The 18,662-nt window shown below is 46.8% G+C and carries 15 protein-coding genes and 1 tRNA gene; 13 read left to right on the forward strand and 3 right to left on the reverse strand.

Going from position 1 to position 18,662, the window contains the following annotated elements:
* Positions 1-65: 65 nt before the first annotated feature.
* A complete protein-coding gene (locus M3661_RS27295; RefSeq protein WP_251490055.1) occupies positions 66-1,673 on the forward strand; it encodes an extracellular solute-binding protein in 1,608 nt (535 codons plus the stop codon).
* A 108-nt stretch (positions 1,674-1,781) separates the two neighbouring features.
* Here the strand turns inward: M3661_RS27295 and M3661_RS27300 are convergent, their stop codons facing one another.
* Positions 1,782-4,091 (reverse strand): helix-turn-helix domain-containing protein, encoded by a 2,310-nt coding sequence (locus M3661_RS27300; RefSeq protein ID WP_251490058.1) that lies wholly within the window; start codon positions 4,089-4,091, stop codon positions 1,782-1,784.
* 696 nt (positions 4,092-4,787) lie between these two features.
* On the opposite strand from M3661_RS27300, the gene M3661_RS27305 reads away from it, so the two are divergent.
* Entirely contained in the window at positions 4,788-5,954 is a 1,167-nt protein-coding gene (locus tag M3661_RS27305) for a cytochrome P450 (RefSeq protein ID WP_251490065.1), read from the forward strand.
* 106 nt (positions 5,955-6,060) lie between these two features.
* Here the strand turns inward: M3661_RS27305 and clpP are convergent, their stop codons facing one another.
* Both clpP and M3661_RS27315 read right to left on the reverse strand, forming a co-directional pair.
* Positions 6,061-6,642 carry an ATP-dependent Clp endopeptidase proteolytic subunit ClpP gene (gene clpP, locus M3661_RS27310; protein WP_021252826.1) on the reverse strand — a complete coding sequence of 194 codons (582 nt, stop codon included), beginning with the start codon at positions 6,640-6,642 and terminating at the stop codon, positions 6,061-6,063.
* Between the two features lie 203 nt (positions 6,643-6,845).
* Positions 6,846-6,920: transfer RNA gene (locus tag M3661_RS27315), tRNA-Arg, on the reverse strand.
* Positions 6,921-7,594: 674 nt separating this feature from the next.
* Between M3661_RS27315 and M3661_RS27320 the strand changes: the two genes are divergently transcribed.
* The 11 genes from M3661_RS27320 to secG all read left to right on the forward strand — a co-directional run bounded on the left by M3661_RS27320 (position 7,595) and on the right by secG (position 18,584).
* A complete protein-coding gene (locus tag M3661_RS27320) occupies positions 7,595-8,644 on the forward strand; it encodes a sugar-binding transcriptional regulator (protein WP_065292240.1) in 1,050 nt (349 codons plus the stop codon).
* Between the two features lie 41 nt (positions 8,645-8,685).
* Complete coding sequence (gap, locus tag M3661_RS27325; protein ID WP_021252824.1) at positions 8,686-9,690, forward strand: type I glyceraldehyde-3-phosphate dehydrogenase; 1,005 nt, start codon at positions 8,686-8,688, stop codon at positions 9,688-9,690.
* Positions 9,691-9,969: 279 nt separating this feature from the next.
* Positions 9,970-11,151: a phosphoglycerate kinase gene (locus M3661_RS27330; RefSeq protein WP_021252823.1), complete on the forward strand. Its 1,182-nt coding sequence runs from the start codon at positions 9,970-9,972 to the stop codon at positions 11,149-11,151.
* Positions 11,152-11,211: 60 nt separating this feature from the next.
* Entirely contained in the window at positions 11,212-11,964 is a 753-nt protein-coding gene (tpiA, locus tag M3661_RS27335; RefSeq protein WP_251490067.1) for a triose-phosphate isomerase, read from the forward strand.
* Between the two features lies 1 nt (position 11,965).
* Positions 11,966-13,504 carry a 2,3-bisphosphoglycerate-independent phosphoglycerate mutase gene (gene gpmI, locus M3661_RS27340; protein ID WP_072730292.1) on the forward strand — a complete coding sequence of 513 codons (1,539 nt, stop codon included), beginning with the start codon at positions 11,966-11,968 and terminating at the stop codon, positions 13,502-13,504.
* A 67-nt stretch (positions 13,505-13,571) separates the two neighbouring features.
* Positions 13,572-14,858: a phosphopyruvate hydratase gene (eno, locus tag M3661_RS27345; protein WP_072730291.1), complete on the forward strand. Its 1,287-nt coding sequence runs from the start codon at positions 13,572-13,574 to the stop codon at positions 14,856-14,858.
* Between the two features lie 393 nt (positions 14,859-15,251).
* Positions 15,252-15,593 carry a PadR family transcriptional regulator gene (locus M3661_RS27350; RefSeq protein ID WP_094183167.1) on the forward strand — a complete coding sequence of 114 codons (342 nt, stop codon included), beginning with the start codon at positions 15,252-15,254 and terminating at the stop codon, positions 15,591-15,593.
* Between the two features lie 14 nt (positions 15,594-15,607).
* On the forward strand, positions 15,608-16,345 hold the full coding sequence (locus M3661_RS27355; protein ID WP_251490089.1) for a DUF1700 domain-containing protein: 738 nt from the start codon (positions 15,608-15,610) through the stop codon (positions 16,343-16,345).
* Positions 16,342-17,277, forward strand: coding sequence for a DUF4097 family beta strand repeat-containing protein (locus tag M3661_RS27360; RefSeq protein WP_251490069.1), 936 nt, complete (start codon positions 16,342-16,344; stop codon positions 17,275-17,277). The genes M3661_RS27355 and M3661_RS27360 overlap by 4 nt, the downstream gene beginning before the upstream one ends.
* Before the next feature lie 83 nt (positions 17,278-17,360).
* The gene (gene pdxK / locus M3661_RS27365; RefSeq protein WP_251490071.1) at positions 17,361-18,182 is read left to right on the forward strand and encodes a pyridoxine/pyridoxal/pyridoxamine kinase; all 822 of its coding nucleotides are present in this window, start codon (positions 17,361-17,363) and stop codon (positions 18,180-18,182) included.
* Between the two features lie 165 nt (positions 18,183-18,347).
* Positions 18,348-18,584, forward strand: a complete 237-nt coding sequence (secG, locus tag M3661_RS27370) for a preprotein translocase subunit SecG (RefSeq protein WP_021252815.1) — start codon at positions 18,348-18,350, stop codon at positions 18,582-18,584.
* The last annotated feature ends 78 nt before the right edge of the window (positions 18,585-18,662 follow it).

Raw genomic sequence — 18,662 nt, forward strand, 5'->3', positions numbered from 1 at the left:
CGCCTTTGCTTATTATAGAAGCAGGACAAAGAGTATAATAATCATCAAAAGGGAGGATCATTGCCATGCAAAAATGGAAAAAAACGTGGGCATTGTTGATGTCTATGACCTTGATCTTCACAATGCTCGCAGGATGCGGATCGTCAGACAAGCCTGCCGCAGAGGGAAGCAAAGGTAGCGAGGAAGCACTTAGCAACTTAAATCAAGAAGGCTTCCCGATCGTCAAGGAACCTATTACACTTACGATGATGGGACAAGACGTAGGGATTCAAAACTGGAAGGATATGGCCTTGCTAAAGCAAATGGAAGAGAAGACTGGCATTAAGTTTGAATACCGAAATGCACCTCTCGACAGCTTTGATACAAAGCGCAACCTTGTATTTGCTAGTGGCGATTATCCTGATGTGTTCTTCTCCGGTCAATTGCAGTCTGCAGATGAAATCAACTATGGAAGCAGCCAAGGCGTACTGATTCCTTTGGAAGGACTTATTGAGAAGTATGCACCGAATTTGAACAAAATCCTGAATGACAATCCAGATATTCGCAAGTCGATTACGACGCCGGATGGACATATCTATTCCTTGCCAAGCATTGACTTGGATGCAGGCTGGTATCGTGGTCCATTGTGGTATAACGGCAAGTTCTTGAAGAAGCTTGGCATGGACAAAGTACCATCCACAACGGATGAACTATACACATACTTGAAACGGGTAAAAGTAGAAGATCCGAACGGAAATGGCAAGAAGGATGAAATTCCGCTTGTTTCCGTTAAGCTTGACGACATTCGCATGTGGTTGTTCGGCTCTTGGGGGATGTATGGCGAATTCATCTATGCGGATAAAGCAGGAAAAGTTCACTACTCTCCAATGGAGGAAGGATACAAAGGCTATCTTACGTTCTTGAACAAGTTGTGGAACGAAGAATTGTTAGATCATGAAACCTTCTCCCAAACGGATGAGCAAAAGAAAGCAAAAGGGAAAAATAATCAAGTGGCATTGTTCGCTGATTACCATGCCTACTTCACATTGGGCGGCGAGCCTAGCATGACTGACCCGATGTACGCTCCTGTGAAAAGCGAGATGGGCGAACCGGTCGCAGCGAAGCATCCAGGTTTGATGAAGGGCGTATTCGCGATTACGAACAAGAACAAAAACCCAGAAGCAACCATGCGTTGGGTAGACTTCTTCTATTCGGTAGAAGGCTCTGAATTGCTTAGCTATGGCCCGGAAGGCACGCTGTGGGAGTATGCAAACAAGGATGACCATACAAAGAAACAACTTCCGGTACCGGATGGTAAGGATCGTGAGGACTATCGTGCAACTTTGACGCCGGACTACGGTACGATCGTTCCGAAAGTCATGACAGAAGAAGTGAAACGCGGATTCGAAGGCGAATTCGAGAAGTGGTTGAAGAAAGAAACAGAGGAAAAAATCAATCCGATCGCGAAAGTTCCATTCCCGAGCGTATATTTGTCCGAGGCTGATCAGCAGCAAGTATCGAGCTTGCGCTCTGACCTCGACACTTACGTGAAGCAAATGGAAGCGAAGTTCGTAACAGGGCAAGAACCGCTTGCAAATTGGGATAAGTATGTAGGTACATTGAAGAAGATGGGCGCTGAGAAAATCGTTGAGATTTATCAAAAAGCCTATGACCAATGGAACACTGGGAAATAAACACTAGTTGTAACCTCGTAAATTGTGAAATAAGCTAATCGGAAAGAAAACGAGCACCTTAGGCTTCCTATTCTGCCTTTGGTGCTCGTTTTCTTTGTACGTATGCACTTAGCTTATAGATTCATCGTCCGCATCTGCGGCAGCCTTTGCTTGCTCGCTTGAAGCATGAAGCTTTCGGTATTGGCCTGGTGTATATCCCGTCTCTTTCTTGAACTTTCGAATGAAGTTCGGTGTATCCAAGTATCCGACCCTGACGATGATGTCCTTCAGCGGATCACTAGTCGTCAACAGCTGGCGAATGACCTCATCCATGCGGCGCTGCCATATATATTGAGAGAAGTTGCTGCCTGTCTTCTCCTTGAACGAACGGCTGAGATAAGAGGACGAGATAGAGAACTTCTGTGCGGTCGCTTCCAAGCTCAAGCTGTAGTCGGTATACTGTTGATCGACGTATGCAATGACGCTGTCCATTAAAGAGAGCTGTTCATTTTCCGAGTTGCGCTCTACTTGTTCGCAAATATGTGCGGCCAGGAGCTGAAGCTTCTTCTCAAGCTCCTCCAGTGACTCGAAGGAGGTGAAGCTCGGAATATCGCGAATTAACTCGTTCAAGCCGAGCTCAGACGCTGTCTTCAGCAAGGTATTCATAATATCGAAGCAAATACAGCGAAGGAGAGAGATCGATACGCGCTCTGCCTTCAGCTTGTTGAATATCGCTTCAATCATTTGCATTGCAACGGTATCATTGCCCTGCTTCAAGCTTTGTGTAAGCTTAAGCAGGGAGTCCTTAGCGATCCAGAACGTATCGTTTGGCGTATGGGACAGCTTGTTGAAATACGTAATGCTGCCCTTGCCGTTCGCCATGCGATACTCCAGCGCAGAAGCTGACTCGATATAAGACTGATTCAAGAGGGCGGCATCCTCATAGGCATTACCAACACCTATGGATGGGATGAGGTGCGTGCTCTCCATCACGATGATTCGAAGAGCTTCAACGATTTGTTCCATCTGGTGCTCCACGGCGATTCTTGAGTCCTCATTCATACTGACGATGAGGGCGAATTGATCAAAATGCGGCAGCTCAATGCCATATGCGTGTGCACCGTATTCCGGAATTTCGATCTCCTCGAGCAACTCTACAATCTGCTGACGATGCTGCAATGCATCTGTGACGCCAGGATACTCATCCCAAGAGATTGCAATGATGAAATAGTACTTGCCTGTCAGTTCAATGCCGATCATCTCCATAATATGTGCAGATTCTGAGTTGTCCAGCTTCCCATGCTTGAGCAGCATGAGCAGGAATTGATTTCGGGCAAATGGCTCTTGAATATCGACGCGGGCACTATAGTCATGCAGAGTTTTACGAATCCACTCCAACTCATTGCGTCTCTTAGGTGCTGGCTGTGCAGCAGAGGCTTCTTCATTCAACAAGGCAAATTCCATGAGATCATGGATTGGATGGTATTGCTTGCGTGCCAGGATTATGGCTGCTAGAATGCCGGCGATGACCACTACAGCGAACGCGAGCATGAAGAAGGTCTGAATATGGAACACACGGCTGAAGAATTGCTCGCTTGGCATAGCCGTCACATAGGTCCACCCATTCATGGAAGATTTAACAGAAACAATGGATTGCTGCATATTATCCAGCTTCAAGCTATGGATGCCGGGCCCGAGCTCTGACAGCAAGTGAATCTCAGTTTTCGGGATAGGCTCCCCATGATTATTCTGGGTAAGCACACGGCCCTTATCGTCGAAGATGTAGGTATTGCCTTTGAATCCATTTAGAATAGTGTCCATAAGCCCCGTTAGCTTCGATTCCTCCATCAGGAACAGCACGGTTCCGTGTGGGGACGAGCTGTTAGGAGTGATTGGGATCATGTACGCAAGCATGGATTTGGTAATATTCATGCTCAAGTTAACGGATTCCGCTGGTCGCACGACAGGATAGAGCTCAGTTTCCAGCTCCTTAATAATATCCTTCTTGCTCCAGTCCTCGAATAGATAGTATTGATCAAAGAGAACATCTACATTGGTCATTCCTTTTGATGAGTAGATGGCATGACTGTTCCTGTAGAAAAGGAATAGCTCTTCTAGAATGGAACTGTTCGCTTTATATTTGCCGAGCGCGGATATCGCATCGCGGCTGTAATAGGGATGCCGTATCATATAAGGAGTCAATTGTTCATCATAAGCAATGCGAGAAGCGATGTCTCGAAGCTCCGTCATGCGAGAATCGATGTTCAGCTTCACCTGATTGAGCTGGTTCACGTTCGATTGCTCAATTTCGGAACGAAGATTGTTTACGGCATTTTGATAGATAAAGATCGTAAGAACCACTAATGGGATGAGAAAAATCAATATATACGACCATATGTACTGTAAAAGCAGCTTCGACCGAAAATAGTTCCAACTCATCCTGACAAGCCTCCTAGTAGTCTCTTGATGTAATCTTGCTATGAAGTGAATCTGACAATTAGTAAGAAGACAATTTTAATAGAGAAGAAATGTTGATGATTTGTAATTATTGTATACGTTTCGCTTCATCTGTAAAGCGAGAAATTGAAAAAAAGCGGCAATATTCATATTGTAAACGATTCCAATCGGAAATGGAATGATTTCCTGGTGTGTACAACAATTTCTGTAGGGTGGACATTATAGGTGTATTGCCATTGAGGGAATTGCTTTTTATCTTATTTTAAGGTTCGGTTCAGTTTTCTTTAATGTAACTCTAGTATTCTAACAATGGACCGAATGACAGATGAGTTCTTGCGAAGGAGGGTTGCCGGCAGCGATTACTGACCTTGGTCAACCGGAGTCTTCCGTTGCACAAGGTGATCCGTTTCATCTTTCTCATGGTTTACAGTTTACCCCTAGAACATATATAGACCGCATCGGCGTTTGCGCGATGCGGTCCTTTTTTTGTAGCTAAATGAATTGAATTCGGTTTGTAACAGGTCGACCCGAAGTTGTTTCAGTGCATACAGGCCTAGGTCTATGTAGGTTATTATTTACATATATTAGTTTTAATGCAAGATATTATTTCGAATCCCTGTAAATGAGGAAGAGTTGTGACTGAAGCTATGTTGCATGGTTAAGGAGGGGAGAGGTTGAATGATGAAATGGATTCAAGAGCATGAAGTGCTGCCATTATCTCATTACAAAACTATGCGGTCAGAGAGTCCTTTGTTGTGGTCAGAGAGCTCTCTGTTGCGTTCAGAGAATCCTCAGCTGCTGGGGGGAACGTTCTGGCATGCGTACCGATACGATCATATTAAGAGGATATTTGCTGATTACAATCATTTTTCCTCCGAATTGCGAAGCGAAGACAAGCGGCCGATCGAATACAGCATCCTCCGCACTGATCCGCAGAAGCATAGCCAGCTTCGAACATTAGTCTCGCAAGCCTTCACACCTAGATCCATTGAAAAGATGATTCCACGAATTGAAGCATTGGCGGATGAGCTTCTAGATAAGGTGGAAAGCAATGGACGAATGGATGCAGTTCAAGACTTCGCAGTTCCGCTCCCGATTATTGTAATCGCAGAAATACTCGGCATACCGGTACACGATCGAGATCAGTTTCGGGAATGGTCGGAGGCATTGGTGAGTGGTGACATTGACCGCAATAGCAATTGCCAGAAGGAGATGGCTGTATATTTCGAGGCGATCGCAGAAGAACGCCGCCGTAATCCACAGGATGATCTGATCACTAGGCTTGTGCATGCAACGTCAGACGGAGAACCGTTGTCCCCCTTTGAACTCATTGGGTTCTGTATTTTGCTGCTAGTAGCTGGTAATGAAACGACAACGAATTTGCTCTCTTCTGCTCTAGCGTGTTTCGACAGTGAGCGCATCGCATGGGACGATATTAGATCCGATCGTTCTTTACTGCCTGGCGCTATTGAAGAAGTGCTGCGGTTTACCTCGCCGGTACAGTTAATGTTTCGCCGTGTGAAGAAGGATGTGGAAGTAGATGGCATGATGTTAACTGAAGGGCAGTTCGTCATGTTGTGGATCGGGTCAGCGAATCATGACGAGTCTGTGTTCGAGCAGCCAGATCTCTTCCATATTCGCCGTCAGCCAAACCCGCATTTAGCGTTTGGTCATGGTATCCACTTCTGCCTGGGGGCCCAACTTGCACGGCTGGAAGCGAGGATAGCGTTGAATGCAATGCTCGATCGTTTCCCGAACTACCAATGTGATCATTCCAAGCCGTTGAAGCGCATCCAGAGCGAGTTTATGTTCGGTTTCGAGTCAGTGCCAATCATTCTTACCTAAGTAAACCTAGCTTTTCGTTATTCATGTCAGTTGAAATAAGCAATAAAAAACAGCCTCTCTACATGCAAAATAGATCGCATGAGAGAGGCTGTATCACGTTTACTGTTTACTCTTTGCCAAGAACCTTATCAACCAGACCGTATTCATACGCTTCTTGGGCAGACATGAAGTAGTCGCGATCCGTATCGCGCTCCACGCGCTCAAGTGGTTGACCTGTGCGATCCGCCAAAATTTTGTTCAACGTGTCGCGCATCTTCAAGATGCGCCGTGCGCGAATCTCGATATCGGACGCTTGCCCTTGTGCTCCGCCAAGCGGCTGATGAATCATAATTTCGCTGTTCGGCAGGGCGAAACGCTTGCCCTTGGCACCTGCATTAAGCAGGAACGCTCCCATGGAAGCTGCCAAACCCACGCAAATCGTAGATACGTCCGGCTTGATGTGCTGCATTGTATCGTATATGGCCATGCCGGCTGAGATTGAACCGCCTGGGCTATTGATGTACAAATGAATATCCTTCTCCGGGTCATCTGCAGCCAAGAACAACAGCTGGGCGATAATCGAATTCGCCACGAGATCGTTCACTTCTGTTCCGAGGAAGATGATGCGATCCTTCAACAATCGAGAGTAAATATCATAGGATCTTTCGCCACGATTCGTCTGTTCAACAACTACGGGTACATAACTCAAGATAACCCCTCCTAACTAATATCATTACACATTCAATATAAAGGACTTGAAACAAAAAGTCAAAGATGGTCAAACTATGTAGAGAAAAAAACATCTATCGTTTCGCTTCTGCAAAATTCAAGATGTTACTTCCGTGCTTATTCACCTAAATGTATGCGTAACGTAGCTTCTTATCCTGTACCAAATAAGGACAGGAGTGTAAATGGCGCGCCCGCAAGGAATCGAACCTTGATCTCAGGCTCCGGAGGCCTACGTCATATCCATTGGACCACGGGCGCATTCATACAAGAGCAAAATTTATTATATAAGAAAGCGTATAACAAAGTCAAGTGAGCGCCACTGAATATTTATTTTAAAATGGGAAGTTTGGAAGTGCCCACTGATTAGTGGGATACAGAGATGATTGTATTGGCACCGCAGAAAGGATCCTTCGACCATAATTAAGGTTTTAACTTTTAAGGAGGGAACGGTTGAATTCTTTCTATAATAAGTGGACGGTGCCGAATAAGGTGGATGTTGCCCGATCTAAGTGAGCAATGTCGATGGCTAAACTACATGGGGACGTGGAGAGCGAACAGGATGTGAAGGAAAGCTCAAAACTTTTGTAAACACAGGTACGAGCAGGGCATGATGTCCGTCATTAATGTCTATACTGAGGAATGTCTAAAATTTTTGCGAAATATGTATTAACTTGTCGCATTTTGGGTTAATTACATCATAGGCATTCGTATGCCCTTCTGGATATGTTGTCTGATAATGAATAACTTCGATATTGCTTGCTTATTATAGAAGTTGTTTATAGGCGGAAAATTCGCGGTTTTGGGCGCAAAATCAGGGGTTCAGGATACTTGCAAGTTGCTGCGTTATTCGGTAGAATAGTGGTGGGACAAAAAATGTAGAGATGGGACGTTTTTAGTCCAATGGTTGCTTATGGGAAGCAGGAGTGGAGAGAATGCGTGAGTGGTTAGAAATACAGAAGCGACTTCTACCTGAACTCATTGAACTGTTGAAGAAGCGTTACACCATCCTGCATCAAATCATGTTGTCCGACTCCATTGGGAGAAGAACGCTGGCAACGTCATTGCAGATGACCGAGCGTGTGCTCCGTGCAGAGACCGATTTATTGAAGGCGCAAGGCCTGATTGATTCGGATAACACGGGTATGCGAATCACTGATGAAGGCCGGCAACTTGTCCGGAAGCTGGAATCCGTGATGGGCGAATTGCTCGGGATGCGCCAGCTGGAGGAGAGTATCCGCCAAGCATTCGGTTTGAAGCAGGTCATTGTCGTACCCGGCAATTCGGATGTATCGCCTGCCGTGAAGCAAGAACTCGGGCAAGCGGCTTGTAGAGCGCTCAGCAGCGTAATGGACAAGGAAGATGTCGTGGCGGTGACAGGCGGCTCCACATTGGCTGCAATGGCAGATCAATTGACGAGTTCATCACCGTTGAAAGGCAATTGGTTCGTACCCGCACGTGGGGGACTTGGGGAGAGCTTGGAATACCAAGCGAACACAATCGCATCCACGATGGCGAAGCGCGTAGGCGCTCAGTATCGGCTCTTGCATGTGCCGGATTTGCTGAGTGAGGAAGCGTACCAGTCGCTTAAGCAGGAACCGAACATCCAAGACATTTTGCGAGTAATTCGCCAAGCACGCATTGTCGTGCATGGCATTGGAGAAGCTCTCGTTATGGCGAAGCGCCGCCGTGCGGATGAAGAGACGATCCAGCAGCTGCTCGAAGAAGGGGCGCTTGCAGAAGCTTTCGGGTATTATTTTGACCGAGACGGGCATGTCGTTCATACGATGCTAACACTGGGCCTTCGCCTAGAGGACATCTCTCGTATGGAGGTAGTCATTGCCATTGCTGGAGGTCAGAGCAAAGGCGAATCGATTACTGCAGTGCTTCGTGCAGGACACGAAGACATTCTCGTTATTGATGAAGCAGCAGCAGTTGAAGTATTGAAACATTGTGGTCTCGATGTGCCTTACAGGCCGTCTTGAGATATATAAAAAAATTGCGAAGGAAATGGGAGGAATCATCAATGGTTAAAGTTGGTATTAACGGCTTTGGTCGTATCGGACGTAACGTATTCCGCGCAGCATTGAACAATTCAGAAGTAGAAATCGTTGCAATCAACGATTTGACAGATGTAAACACTCTGGCTCACCTGTTGAAATATGACACAACTCATGGCAAATTCGAAGCTACAGTAGAAGCTAAAGAAGGCGCTTTGGTTGTTAACGGCCGCGAAGTGAAAGTATTCGCTGAGCGCAACCCTGAGAACTTGCCTTGGGGCGCTAACGGCGTTGAAATCGTTGTTGAGTCCACTGGTATCTTCACAGCGAAAGACAAAGCTGAAATGCACTTGAAAGGCGGCGCGAAGAAAGTTATTATCTCCGCACCTGCTACTAACGAAGATATCACAATCGTTATGGGCGTTAACGAAGATAAGTATGATGCTGCAAGCCATACAATCATCTCCAACGCTTCTTGCACAACAAACTGCTTGGCGCCATTCGCTAAAGTATTGAACGACAAGTTTGGTATCGAAAAAGGTATGATGAACACAATTCACTCCTACACTAACGACCAAAACGTTCTTGACTTGCCGCACAAAGACTTGCGTCGTGCTCGTGCAGCAGCTCAAAACATCATCCCTACTACAACTGGTGCTGCTAAAGCGGTATCCCTTGTATTGCCTGAATTGAAAGGCAAATTGAACGGTATGTCCATGCGCGTTCCTACTCCTAACGTGTCTGTTACAGACTTGGTAGTAGAACTTAAGAAAGACGTTACTGTTGAAGAAGTAAACGCAGCTTTGAAAGAAGCAGCTGAAGGCCCATTGAAAGGCATCTTGAACTACACTGAAGAGCCATTGGTATCCAGCGACTTCAACGGCGACCCAGCTTCCTCCACTATCGATGCTTTGACAACGATGGTAATCGGCGGAAACTTGGTTAAAGTTGTATCCTGGTACGACAACGAGTGGGGCTACTCCAACCGCGTTGTAGACTTGGCAGCTTTCATCGCAAAAAAAGGTCTGTAATCGCATAGCACTTACAATCAAAGAGGAGTGACCGTTCAGGCCTCCTCTTTTGATCCTTATAGTGCCTAGAGCATATCGAGAACCAGTGCGGACACAGATTTTTAGATATACAGAGATAGAGAGTACAGAGAGAAACCAGAACATACTAACGAACGATATACGATATATAGAGAGAAAGATTTAGATGGAACCCATACAGAACAAGAACACAGAACATACCGAACAACACACCAGAGAGAGGCGTGTGCCGGTGTAATCGACGATAGGAGGAACACGGGGATGAACAAGAAAAGTGTGCGTGATGTAGAAGTTAAGGGTAAGCGCGTATTTGTACGTGTAGATTTCAACGTTCCATTGGAAAATGGTGTGATTACGGATGATACACGTGTACGCGAAACGCTGCCGACAATTAACTATTTGGTGGAACAAGGTGCGAAAGTTATTTTGGCAAGCCACATGGGTCGTCCGAAGGGCGAAGTTGTGGATTCCATGCGTCTGACACCTGCAGCAGTACGTCTTGGCGAACTGCTTGGTAAGCCCGTTAAGAAGCTTGACGAGTCAATTGGTGAAAACGTAAAAGCTGAAATTGCAAAAATGGAAAACGGCGACGTTGTCGTGCTTGAAAACGTTCGTTTCCACAAAGGCGAAGAGAAGAACGATCCAGAATTGGCTAAAGCCTTCGCAGAACTTGCGGACTTGTTTGTGAACGACGCGTTCGGCGCGGCTCACCGTGCACATGCATCCACTGAAGGCATCGCACATCACTTGCCAGCCGTGTCCGGTCTGTTGATGGAGAAAGAATTGAATGTACTTAGCAAAGCGCTGACAAACCCTGAGCGTCCATTTACGGCAATCGTAGGTGGTTCCAAGGTTAAAGATAAGATCGACGTTATCAACAAAATGTTGGAAATCGCCGACAATATCGTGATCGGTGGCGGCCTGACATACACATTCTTCAAAGCACAAGGCAACGAAATCGGGAAGTCGCTTGTCGACAACGAGAAGCTTGATGTTGCTTTAGGCTTCATCGAGAAAGCCAAAGAACTTGGCAAAAACCTCTACTTGCCAGTAGATATCGTAGTTACAGATGACTTCAGTGCAGATGCAAACACACAAGTGGTAGCGATCGACAGCATTCCTGCTGAATGGGAAGGCATTGACATCGGTCCGAAAACTCGTGAAATCTATGCTGACGTTATCAAGAATTCCAAGCTTGTTGTATGGAACGGGCCTATGGGCGTATTCGAAATCGAGCCGTTCTCTCATGGTACGCGTGCGGTAGCAGAAGCATGTGCGGAAACTGCTGGTTACACAATCATCGGCGGCGGCGACTCTGCAGCAGCGGTTGAGAAGTTCAAGCTGAAAGATAAAATGGACCACATCTCCACAGGCGGCGGCGCTTCCCTTGAATTCATGGAAGGCAAAGCATTGCCAGGCGTGGTTGCATTGAACGATAAGTAAGAGAGCAAGTAAGGGGATGACGGCTTCGGCCGCTCCCTTATGCGTAAAGGAGTGAATCGTGTGAGACAACCGATTATCGCAGGGAACTGGAAAATGTTCAAAACGGTATCGGAAGCTGTCGCTTTCGTATCCGAAGTGAAAGGCAAAGCAGAAGTGGAAGGCGTAGAGAGCGTACTCTGCGCACCATTTACAAACTTGCCAGCATTGGTTGAAGCAGTGAAAGGCACGAGCATCAAGATTGGTGCGCAAAACCTTCACTTTGAAGATTCCGGTGCATTCACAGGCGAAATTTCCGGCGCTATGTTGAAAGACCTTGGCGTAGACTACGTCATTATCGGTCATTCTGAGCGTCGTGCATACTTCGCGGAAACTGATGAAACAGTAAACAAAAAAATGCATGCAGCATTCCGTCATGGTTTGACGCCAATCGTATGCGTAGGTGAATCGCTTGAAGAGCGTGAATCCGGCAAAACGAACGACGTGTGCAAGGTGCAAACAGAAGCAGCATTCCAAGGATTGTCTGCTGAACAAGCAAAAGAAGCTGTCATCGCTTATGAGCCAATCTGGGCGATCGGTACAGGAAAATCCTCCACAGCAAAAGACGCGAATGAAGTTATCAGCTACATCCGCAGCGTTATGAAGGGCTTGTACAATGATGAAGTTGCTGCTGCTGTTCGCATTCAATACGGCGGAAGCGTAAAACCGGAAAATGTACGTGAATACATGGCAGAAAGTGATATTGACGGCGCATTGGTAGGTGGCGCAAGCTTGCAACCAGCTTCCTTCATCTCCTTGGTGGAAGGGGCGAAGTAAGATGTCCGCACCTAGACCGGTAGCACTTATCATCATGGACGGATTCGGACTTCGCGATACACTAGTTGGCAACGCAGTCGCGCAAGCGAACAAGCCAAACTACGACCGTTACATGAGCCAATTCCCTCATACGACACTGACAGCTTGCGGCGAAGCGGTAGGCTTGCCAGAAGGTCAAATGGGGAACTCCGAGGTAGGTCACTTGAACATCGGTGCAGGCCGCATCGTATATCAAGACCTGACTCGTATTACAAAATCGATCCGTGAAGGCGACTTCTTCTCGAACGAAACACTGCTTGCAGCAGTGAAGACTGCGAAGGAGAACAATAAGGCGCTTCACATTTACGGATTGTTGTCTGATGGTGGCGTACACAGCCATATCGACCACGCGCTTGCGATGCTCGATCTCTGTGCGCGTGAAGGCTTAAAGGACGTATACATTCACGCATTCTTGGATGGCCGTGATGTTGCGCCTGATAGCTCCCGCGGATATATCGAAAAGCTGCAAGCCAAAATCGCTGAAGTTGGCATAGGCCGTATCGCTACGGTTCAAGGCCGCTACTATGCGATGGACCGCGACAAGCGCTGGGAACGTGTTGAGAAATCGTACCGCGCAATGGTATACGGCGAAGGCCCAAAATACCGCGATCCAATTGCTGCAGTTGAAGAATCTTATTCCCAATCCGTATATGACGAGTTCGTTATGCCTACGGTAATTGTGGATGAGAACGATCAGCCGGTTGGCTTGGTTCAAGAAGGCGACTCCGTCGTATTCATGAACTTCCGCCCAGACCGTGCGATCCAGCTTGGCCAAGTGTTCACCAACGATGATTTCCGCGGCTTCGATCGTGGCGACAAGTTCCCTAAGAACTTGCATTTCGTTGCGCTTACGCTGTTCGCAGAAACAGTTGGCGGATATGTTGCTTACTCTCCAAAAGAGTTGGACAACACGCTTGGTGAAGTGCTCGTGCAGCATGGCAAGAAGCAGCTTCGTATTGCGGAAACTGAGAAGTATCCGCACGTAACGTTCTTCTTCAGCGGCGGCCGTGACGTTGAACTTCCTGGTGAGAAGCGTGTGCTTATCAACTCGCCTAAGGTAGCAACTTACGACCTGCAGCCTGAAATGAGCGCTTACGAAGTTGCAGAAGCAGCAGTGAACGAAATCAACTCTGACCAGTTCGATACGATTATCCTGAACTTCGCGAATCCTGATATGGTTGGTCACTCCGGTATGCTGGAACCAACAATCAAGGCCGTAGAAGCTACGGATGAGTGCATGGGCAAGGTAGTTGAAGCGGTATTGGCGAAAGGCGGCGTCTGCCTCATTACGGCGGATCACGGAAACGCGGATATGGTATTCGACGAGCAAGGGCGTCCATTCACTGCACATACGACGAACCCGGTTCCATTCATCGTTACTTCGAATGACGTGGAATTGCGCGAAGGCGGCATCTTGGCAGACATCGCTCCGACGATTCTTGACTTGATGAACGTTCCTCAGCCAGCAGAGATGACTGGACAAAGCATGATTAAGAAGTAAGTTTTACAACTTACTTAGATATATAGTAATTTATCTATAAACAATCAAAAAAGGAGTTGTACACACCATGACAATGATTATGGACGTATACGCACGTGAAGTGCTTGACTCCCGTGGTAACCCTACGGTAGAAGTAGAAGTAAAATTGGAATCCGGCGGCTTCGGCCGTGCAATCGTACCTTCCGGTGCATCCACTGGTGCTCACGAAGCAGTTGAGCTTCGCGATGGCGACAAAGGCCGCTACGTTGGTAAAGGCGTAGAGAACGCTGTTAAAAACGTAAACGAAATTATCGCTCCAGAAATCATCGGTTACGATGCTCTTGATCAAGTTGCAATCGATAAAGCGATGATCGAGCTTGATGGCACGCCTAACAAAGGCAAATTGGGTGCTAACGCAATCTTGGCTGTATCCATGGCTGTAGCTCGCGCTGCTGCACATGCATTGGATATGCCTTTGTACACGTACCTTGGCGGATTCAACGCGAAGCAATTGCCAGTACCAATGATGAACATCATCAACGGTGGTGAGCATGCTGACAACAATATCGACGTTCAAGAGTTCATGGTATTGCCAGTTGGCGCACCTAGCTTCAAAGAAGCACTTCGCATGGGTGCTGAAATCTTCCACAACCTGAAGTCCGTATTGAAGAGCAAAGGCTTGAATACAGCTGTAGGTGATGAAGGCGGATTCGCTCCTAACCTTGGTTCCAACGAAGAAGCGCTTCAAGTTATCATCGAAGCAATCGAAAAAGCTGGCTACAAGCCAGGCGAAGAAGTATTCTTGGGTATGGACGTTGCGTCCACTGAGTTCTACAAAGACGGTAAATACACATTGGCAGGCGAAGGCAAGTCCTACACATCTGCTGAGTATGTTGACCTTCTTGCTTCTTGGGTTGACAAGTACCCAATCATCACAATCGAAGACGGCATGTCCGAAGACGATTGGGATGGCTGGAAGTTGCTCACTGAAAAATTGGGCGGCAAAGTACAACTCGTTGGTGACGACTTGTTCGTTACAAACACGGAGCGTCTTGCTCAAGGTATCGAAAAAGGAATCGGTAACTCCATCTTGGTTAAAGTTAACCAAATCGGTACGCTTACAGAAACATTCGAAGCGATCGAAATGGCAAAACGCGCTGGCTACACAGCTGTTATCTCCCACCGTTCCGGTGAGTCCGAAGACAGCACAATCGCTGACATCGCGGTTGCAACAAACGCTGGCCAAATCAAGACAGGTGCTCCTTCCCGTACAGACCGCGTTGCGAAGTACAACCAATTGCTTCGCATCGAAGACAACTTGGGAAGCACAGCTCGTTACGACGGCTTGAAATCCTTCTACAACTTGAAAAAATAATTAGCTTGCCGCACAAGCGGCCTGCTGATTCGATAGAAGCCAGACTCCCTTGAAGGGGTCTGGCTTCTTTTTTATGACCCCATATCCATATGTGAGGTAGGCATATTGTGCTCTTCCTTTAATCTACCTTTTACTCTTGCTTGCCTTTCGTACTTGTCCTTCTTGTCTTCCCTTATTTCTCTTTGTTCTTCCCTAGTTCTGATCCTTGTGAAATTATTCTTCATCGATTCGCTCCGACTAGAGATGGGTTTTACCTAGACCTGAGGCTAGTTTTGGAAATAACCTATTGTGGAACACTATTCCAGGGGATATAATCATCGTGTACTACTAATCAATATACAATACTGAATCATAAATTATAATTCATCACGTTATGGAGTGGGGGTGACTCGATTGAAGGAAATCGTTCAATTTAAAAAAGGGGTGCTGGGACTGTGTGTCATGGTTCTCATTAACCAGAGAGACCGTTACGGCTTCGAGCTGGCCCAGCAGATATCCAAGCATGTGGAGGTTGCTGAAGGTGCTCTATATCCAGTTCTGCGGCGGATGGTTGCGGATGGTCACTGTACAACCTATTTGCAAGAATCTACCGAGGGACCGCCACGGAAATATTATAAGCTTACTTCAGTAGGCAAGGATTATATGAATGAGCTCGTGACCGAGTGGGATAAATTTGTGTCGGGAGTAGCCAATCTGCTTACCGAAGCGGAAGAAGAAGAATCCAAGGAGAAGTGAGAGAGGTGAACAACATGCATAAGCAGTTATTCATGCTGCAATTGAAAATGGGCCTACTGTCGCTTCCAGAGGCGGAGCGCAATGAAATATTAGCAGAGTATGATGCACACTTTGAATTCAGCAAGCAGCAGGGACGAACAGAAGAAGAGATTGCTAGAGAGCTTGGCGATCCGGAGGAGCTTGCGGCCGAGCTGCTGTTAGGTGAACGAGGGGATAAAGAGGTTGAACGGGAGCCGGTGACAGAGCCGTTTATTCCTAGTCATCAAGGTCAAGCTTCACAAGTGCCTCCACTCTTCGAGGATCCTAGCTTCCTGAAGAATGCTGAACAGCCATTGGATTTGAATCAGCATTATGGGGAACCAAATCGATATTCTCAAGAGTACGGCGGAATACCGAATACTGCTTACCCACCATATCAGCAGTCCGAAGGACGACGTCCCCGTTCAGCTATCGCCTATGCAGGTACGATCTTTATTAGCATTATGGTTGTCCCGGTTATGTTCGGGCTATGGGCAACGTGGTTTGGGCTTGGTGTAGCGGCTATAGCGTTATTGGCAACTCCTCTTTTGTTTGCATTCAAAATTGGGTTTGGCGGAGAGTTTTATCGTGCAGAGTTGTCGATCGTAGCGATTGCGTTCGGCATCGGAATATTTTTGATACAGGCGATAGTTGCTGTAGGACGTGCATATATGAAATGGAACCGAATCTATTTCCACTGGGTCGCCTATGAAGGAAGGAGCGAGGTTAGATGAATTGGAATCGTGCAACTATGAATATGGTCGGAATTGTGTGTATCGTGGCAGGGGTTGCGGGCTTAATCTATTACGGCCCAAATCAGCTATTTAAGTCACAACTTCCTTCTTATGAGTACCGTATCTCTGCGGAAGGTTCACAGGATGCATCTGGTCAGGAAAAAGGGGCAGATAAGACATCTGATTACGAATCTCGCATTGATGTAAGGGAACTTGAGAGTATAGCAATCAATGCGGATTATGGGGATGTTAAGGTGAGTTGGATCAATGATAACAAGAATATGATTGAGTTGAAGGGACAGGCGCCAGAAGCGGTTATTAATCGAATCCGTAATGTACAGGCGGAGAATGGAACGCTAGAGTTGAATTTTGAAGACACTGACAATGCAGGATGGTTAAATATCAACATTGGCAATACGCAACGCCGTTATCATGAAGTTATCATCCATGCATCGGAGAATTTTGTGCTCGACAATTTGTCGTCGAATGTGTCTGCAGGTGCGTTTGAAATGACAGGTGGGCATATTAAGCGACTTGAAGCATCAAGTAATCTGGGAAGGGTAAAGGTAAAGAACGTAACAGGGGATTTCGTTAAGCTTAGATCAGACTCAGGCCAAGTGGTGGCAGATAATGTCGATGCAGAGATCGAAGCAAGCTCTTCACTGGGAAGTGTTGACTTGAACCAGACGAAGAAGAATGTTCAGGCTTCAGCCAATGCAGGCTCCATCTCTATTGTTCAAGCTGCTGCACATCCGATTGATGCGGAAGGCCAGCTTGGAAGCGTGAATATCCGTGTTGTTCCTGAATACAACGGGAAGTTTGATCTGAAAACAGAGTTAGGAAGCGTCTCCGCACCGAATGAGAAACATGGAAGCGATATGGTTATAAAGGTGCGGACAGAAGCAGGCAGTATAAAGATTGTCGAAAAATAGTATCGGCTTCTCGGAAGATTCATGTGAATCGGTTATAATGTACTTATCTTAAATTGTTGATATCAGGTAAAGGGGTAAGATACATGAAACCGATTCATAAAGTGCTGACATTAGCTGGCTCGGATACGAGCGGTGGAGCTGGCATTCAAGCTGACCTAAAAACATTCCAAGAACGCGGTGTGTACGGCATGACCGCATTGACGACCATTGTAACGATGGATCCGGAAGAATGTTGGGCGCACCGGGTGTTCCCAATCGCGCTCTCCACGATAGAAGAGCAATTGAAGACAATCATGAGTGTCGGTATTTCAGGCATGAAGACTGGTATGCTGGGTTCTATCGATATTATTGAGCTGGCAGCACGTACCATTGAGAAGCATAATATTCCGAACGTCGTTGTTGACCCGGTTATGGTATGCAAGGGTGCTGACGAGGCACTTCACCCAGAGACGAACGATGCTTTGCGGGACATACTCGTACCGAAGGCTGTCGTGGTAACACCGAACTTGTTCGAGGCTTCACAGCTGGCAGGAACAGCGCCAATCCGTACGCTCGAAGATATGAAGGAAGCCGCTGCCCGCATTCAAGAGCAGGGAGCGAAGTACGTGTTGGTGAAAGGCGGCTCCAAGATTGGATTGCCTACTTCCGTCGATGTATTGTATGATGGCAAATCCTTTGAAATATTGGATGCTGATCTGATCGATACAACCTATACGCATGGCGCTGGCTGTACGTATTCAGCAGCAGTAGCAGCAGAACTGGCGAAAGGGAATGATGTACGTGAGAGCGTCCATAAGGCGAAGAGCTTCATTACGGAAGCGATCCGTCATTCCTTCCCACTTAATCAGTATGTTGGACCTGTGCGCCATAATGCTCTGCGCTTGCTGCAGCATGGCGAAGAATAAGTAAGCGACGTATTCATGTAAGAATGCCTGGTAACCTGAGGTAGCTTTCCGGAAGAGAAAGGAAAGGGAGAGAGGATAAGCCTTGCCTGCTTCTTATTCGTGTGATACAATAAAAGTACTGTTTTTGGCTTTTCGAACGTGTATCACGCATTAGGAGGTGTAACTGTGGAAATTTTCTTGAAAATTTTGCTTGTCATTTTTTCTATCGGTTTGATTAGCATTGTGCTTCTGCAGAAAGGGAAAAGTGCCGGCTTGTCAGGTGCCATCTCCGGCGGTGCGGAACATCTATTCGGAAAGCAGAAGGCACGCGGTCTAGACTTGTTCCTGCAACGTGCAACGGTTGTATTGGCAGGAGGATTCTTTATCTTGTCACTGATCGTAGCTTATTTCCTTAAAGGTTAATTCCCATTCGTAAGCAAAGCGAGGACATGCTCCTCGCTTTTTTTGTACCCATTTTTCCGGCGGAGACAAGAAACTTGT

The organism is Paenibacillus sp. MER 180 (genome assembly GCF_023713665.1).
In the GTDB taxonomy this organism is placed as follows: domain Bacteria; phylum Bacillota; class Bacilli; order Paenibacillales; family Paenibacillaceae; genus Paenibacillus_B; species Paenibacillus_B suaedae.

Excerpts from the sequence above, each read along its gene's own strand:
- M3661_RS27355 (WP_251490089.1), top strand. The coding sequence starts at position 15,608 with ATGCATAAGCAGTTATTCATGCTGCAATTGAAAATGGGCCTACTGTCG.
- gap (WP_021252824.1), top strand. The coding sequence starts at position 8,686 with ATGGTTAAAGTTGGTATTAACGGCTTTGGTCGTATCGGACGTAACGTA.
- M3661_RS27295 (WP_251490055.1), top strand. The coding sequence starts at position 66 with ATGCAAAAATGGAAAAAAACGTGGGCATTGTTGATGTCTATGACCTTG.
- eno (WP_072730291.1), top strand. The coding sequence starts at position 13,572 with ATGACAATGATTATGGACGTATACGCACGTGAAGTGCTTGACTCCCGT.
- pdxK (WP_251490071.1), top strand. The coding sequence starts at position 17,361 with ATGAAACCGATTCATAAAGTGCTGACATTAGCTGGCTCGGATACGAGC.
- M3661_RS27360 (WP_251490069.1), top strand. The coding sequence starts at position 16,342 with ATGAATTGGAATCGTGCAACTATGAATATGGTCGGAATTGTGTGTATC.
- M3661_RS27305 (WP_251490065.1), top strand. The coding sequence starts at position 4,788 with ATGATGAAATGGATTCAAGAGCATGAAGTGCTGCCATTATCTCATTAC.
- M3661_RS27300 (WP_251490058.1), bottom strand. The coding sequence starts at position 4,091 with ATGAGTTGGAACTATTTTCGGTCGAAGCTGCTTTTACAGTACATATGG.
- M3661_RS27330 (WP_021252823.1), top strand. The coding sequence starts at position 9,970 with ATGAACAAGAAAAGTGTGCGTGATGTAGAAGTTAAGGGTAAGCGCGTA.
- gpmI (WP_072730292.1), top strand. The coding sequence starts at position 11,966 with ATGTCCGCACCTAGACCGGTAGCACTTATCATCATGGACGGATTCGGA.
- M3661_RS27320 (WP_065292240.1), top strand. The coding sequence starts at position 7,595 with ATGCGTGAGTGGTTAGAAATACAGAAGCGACTTCTACCTGAACTCATT.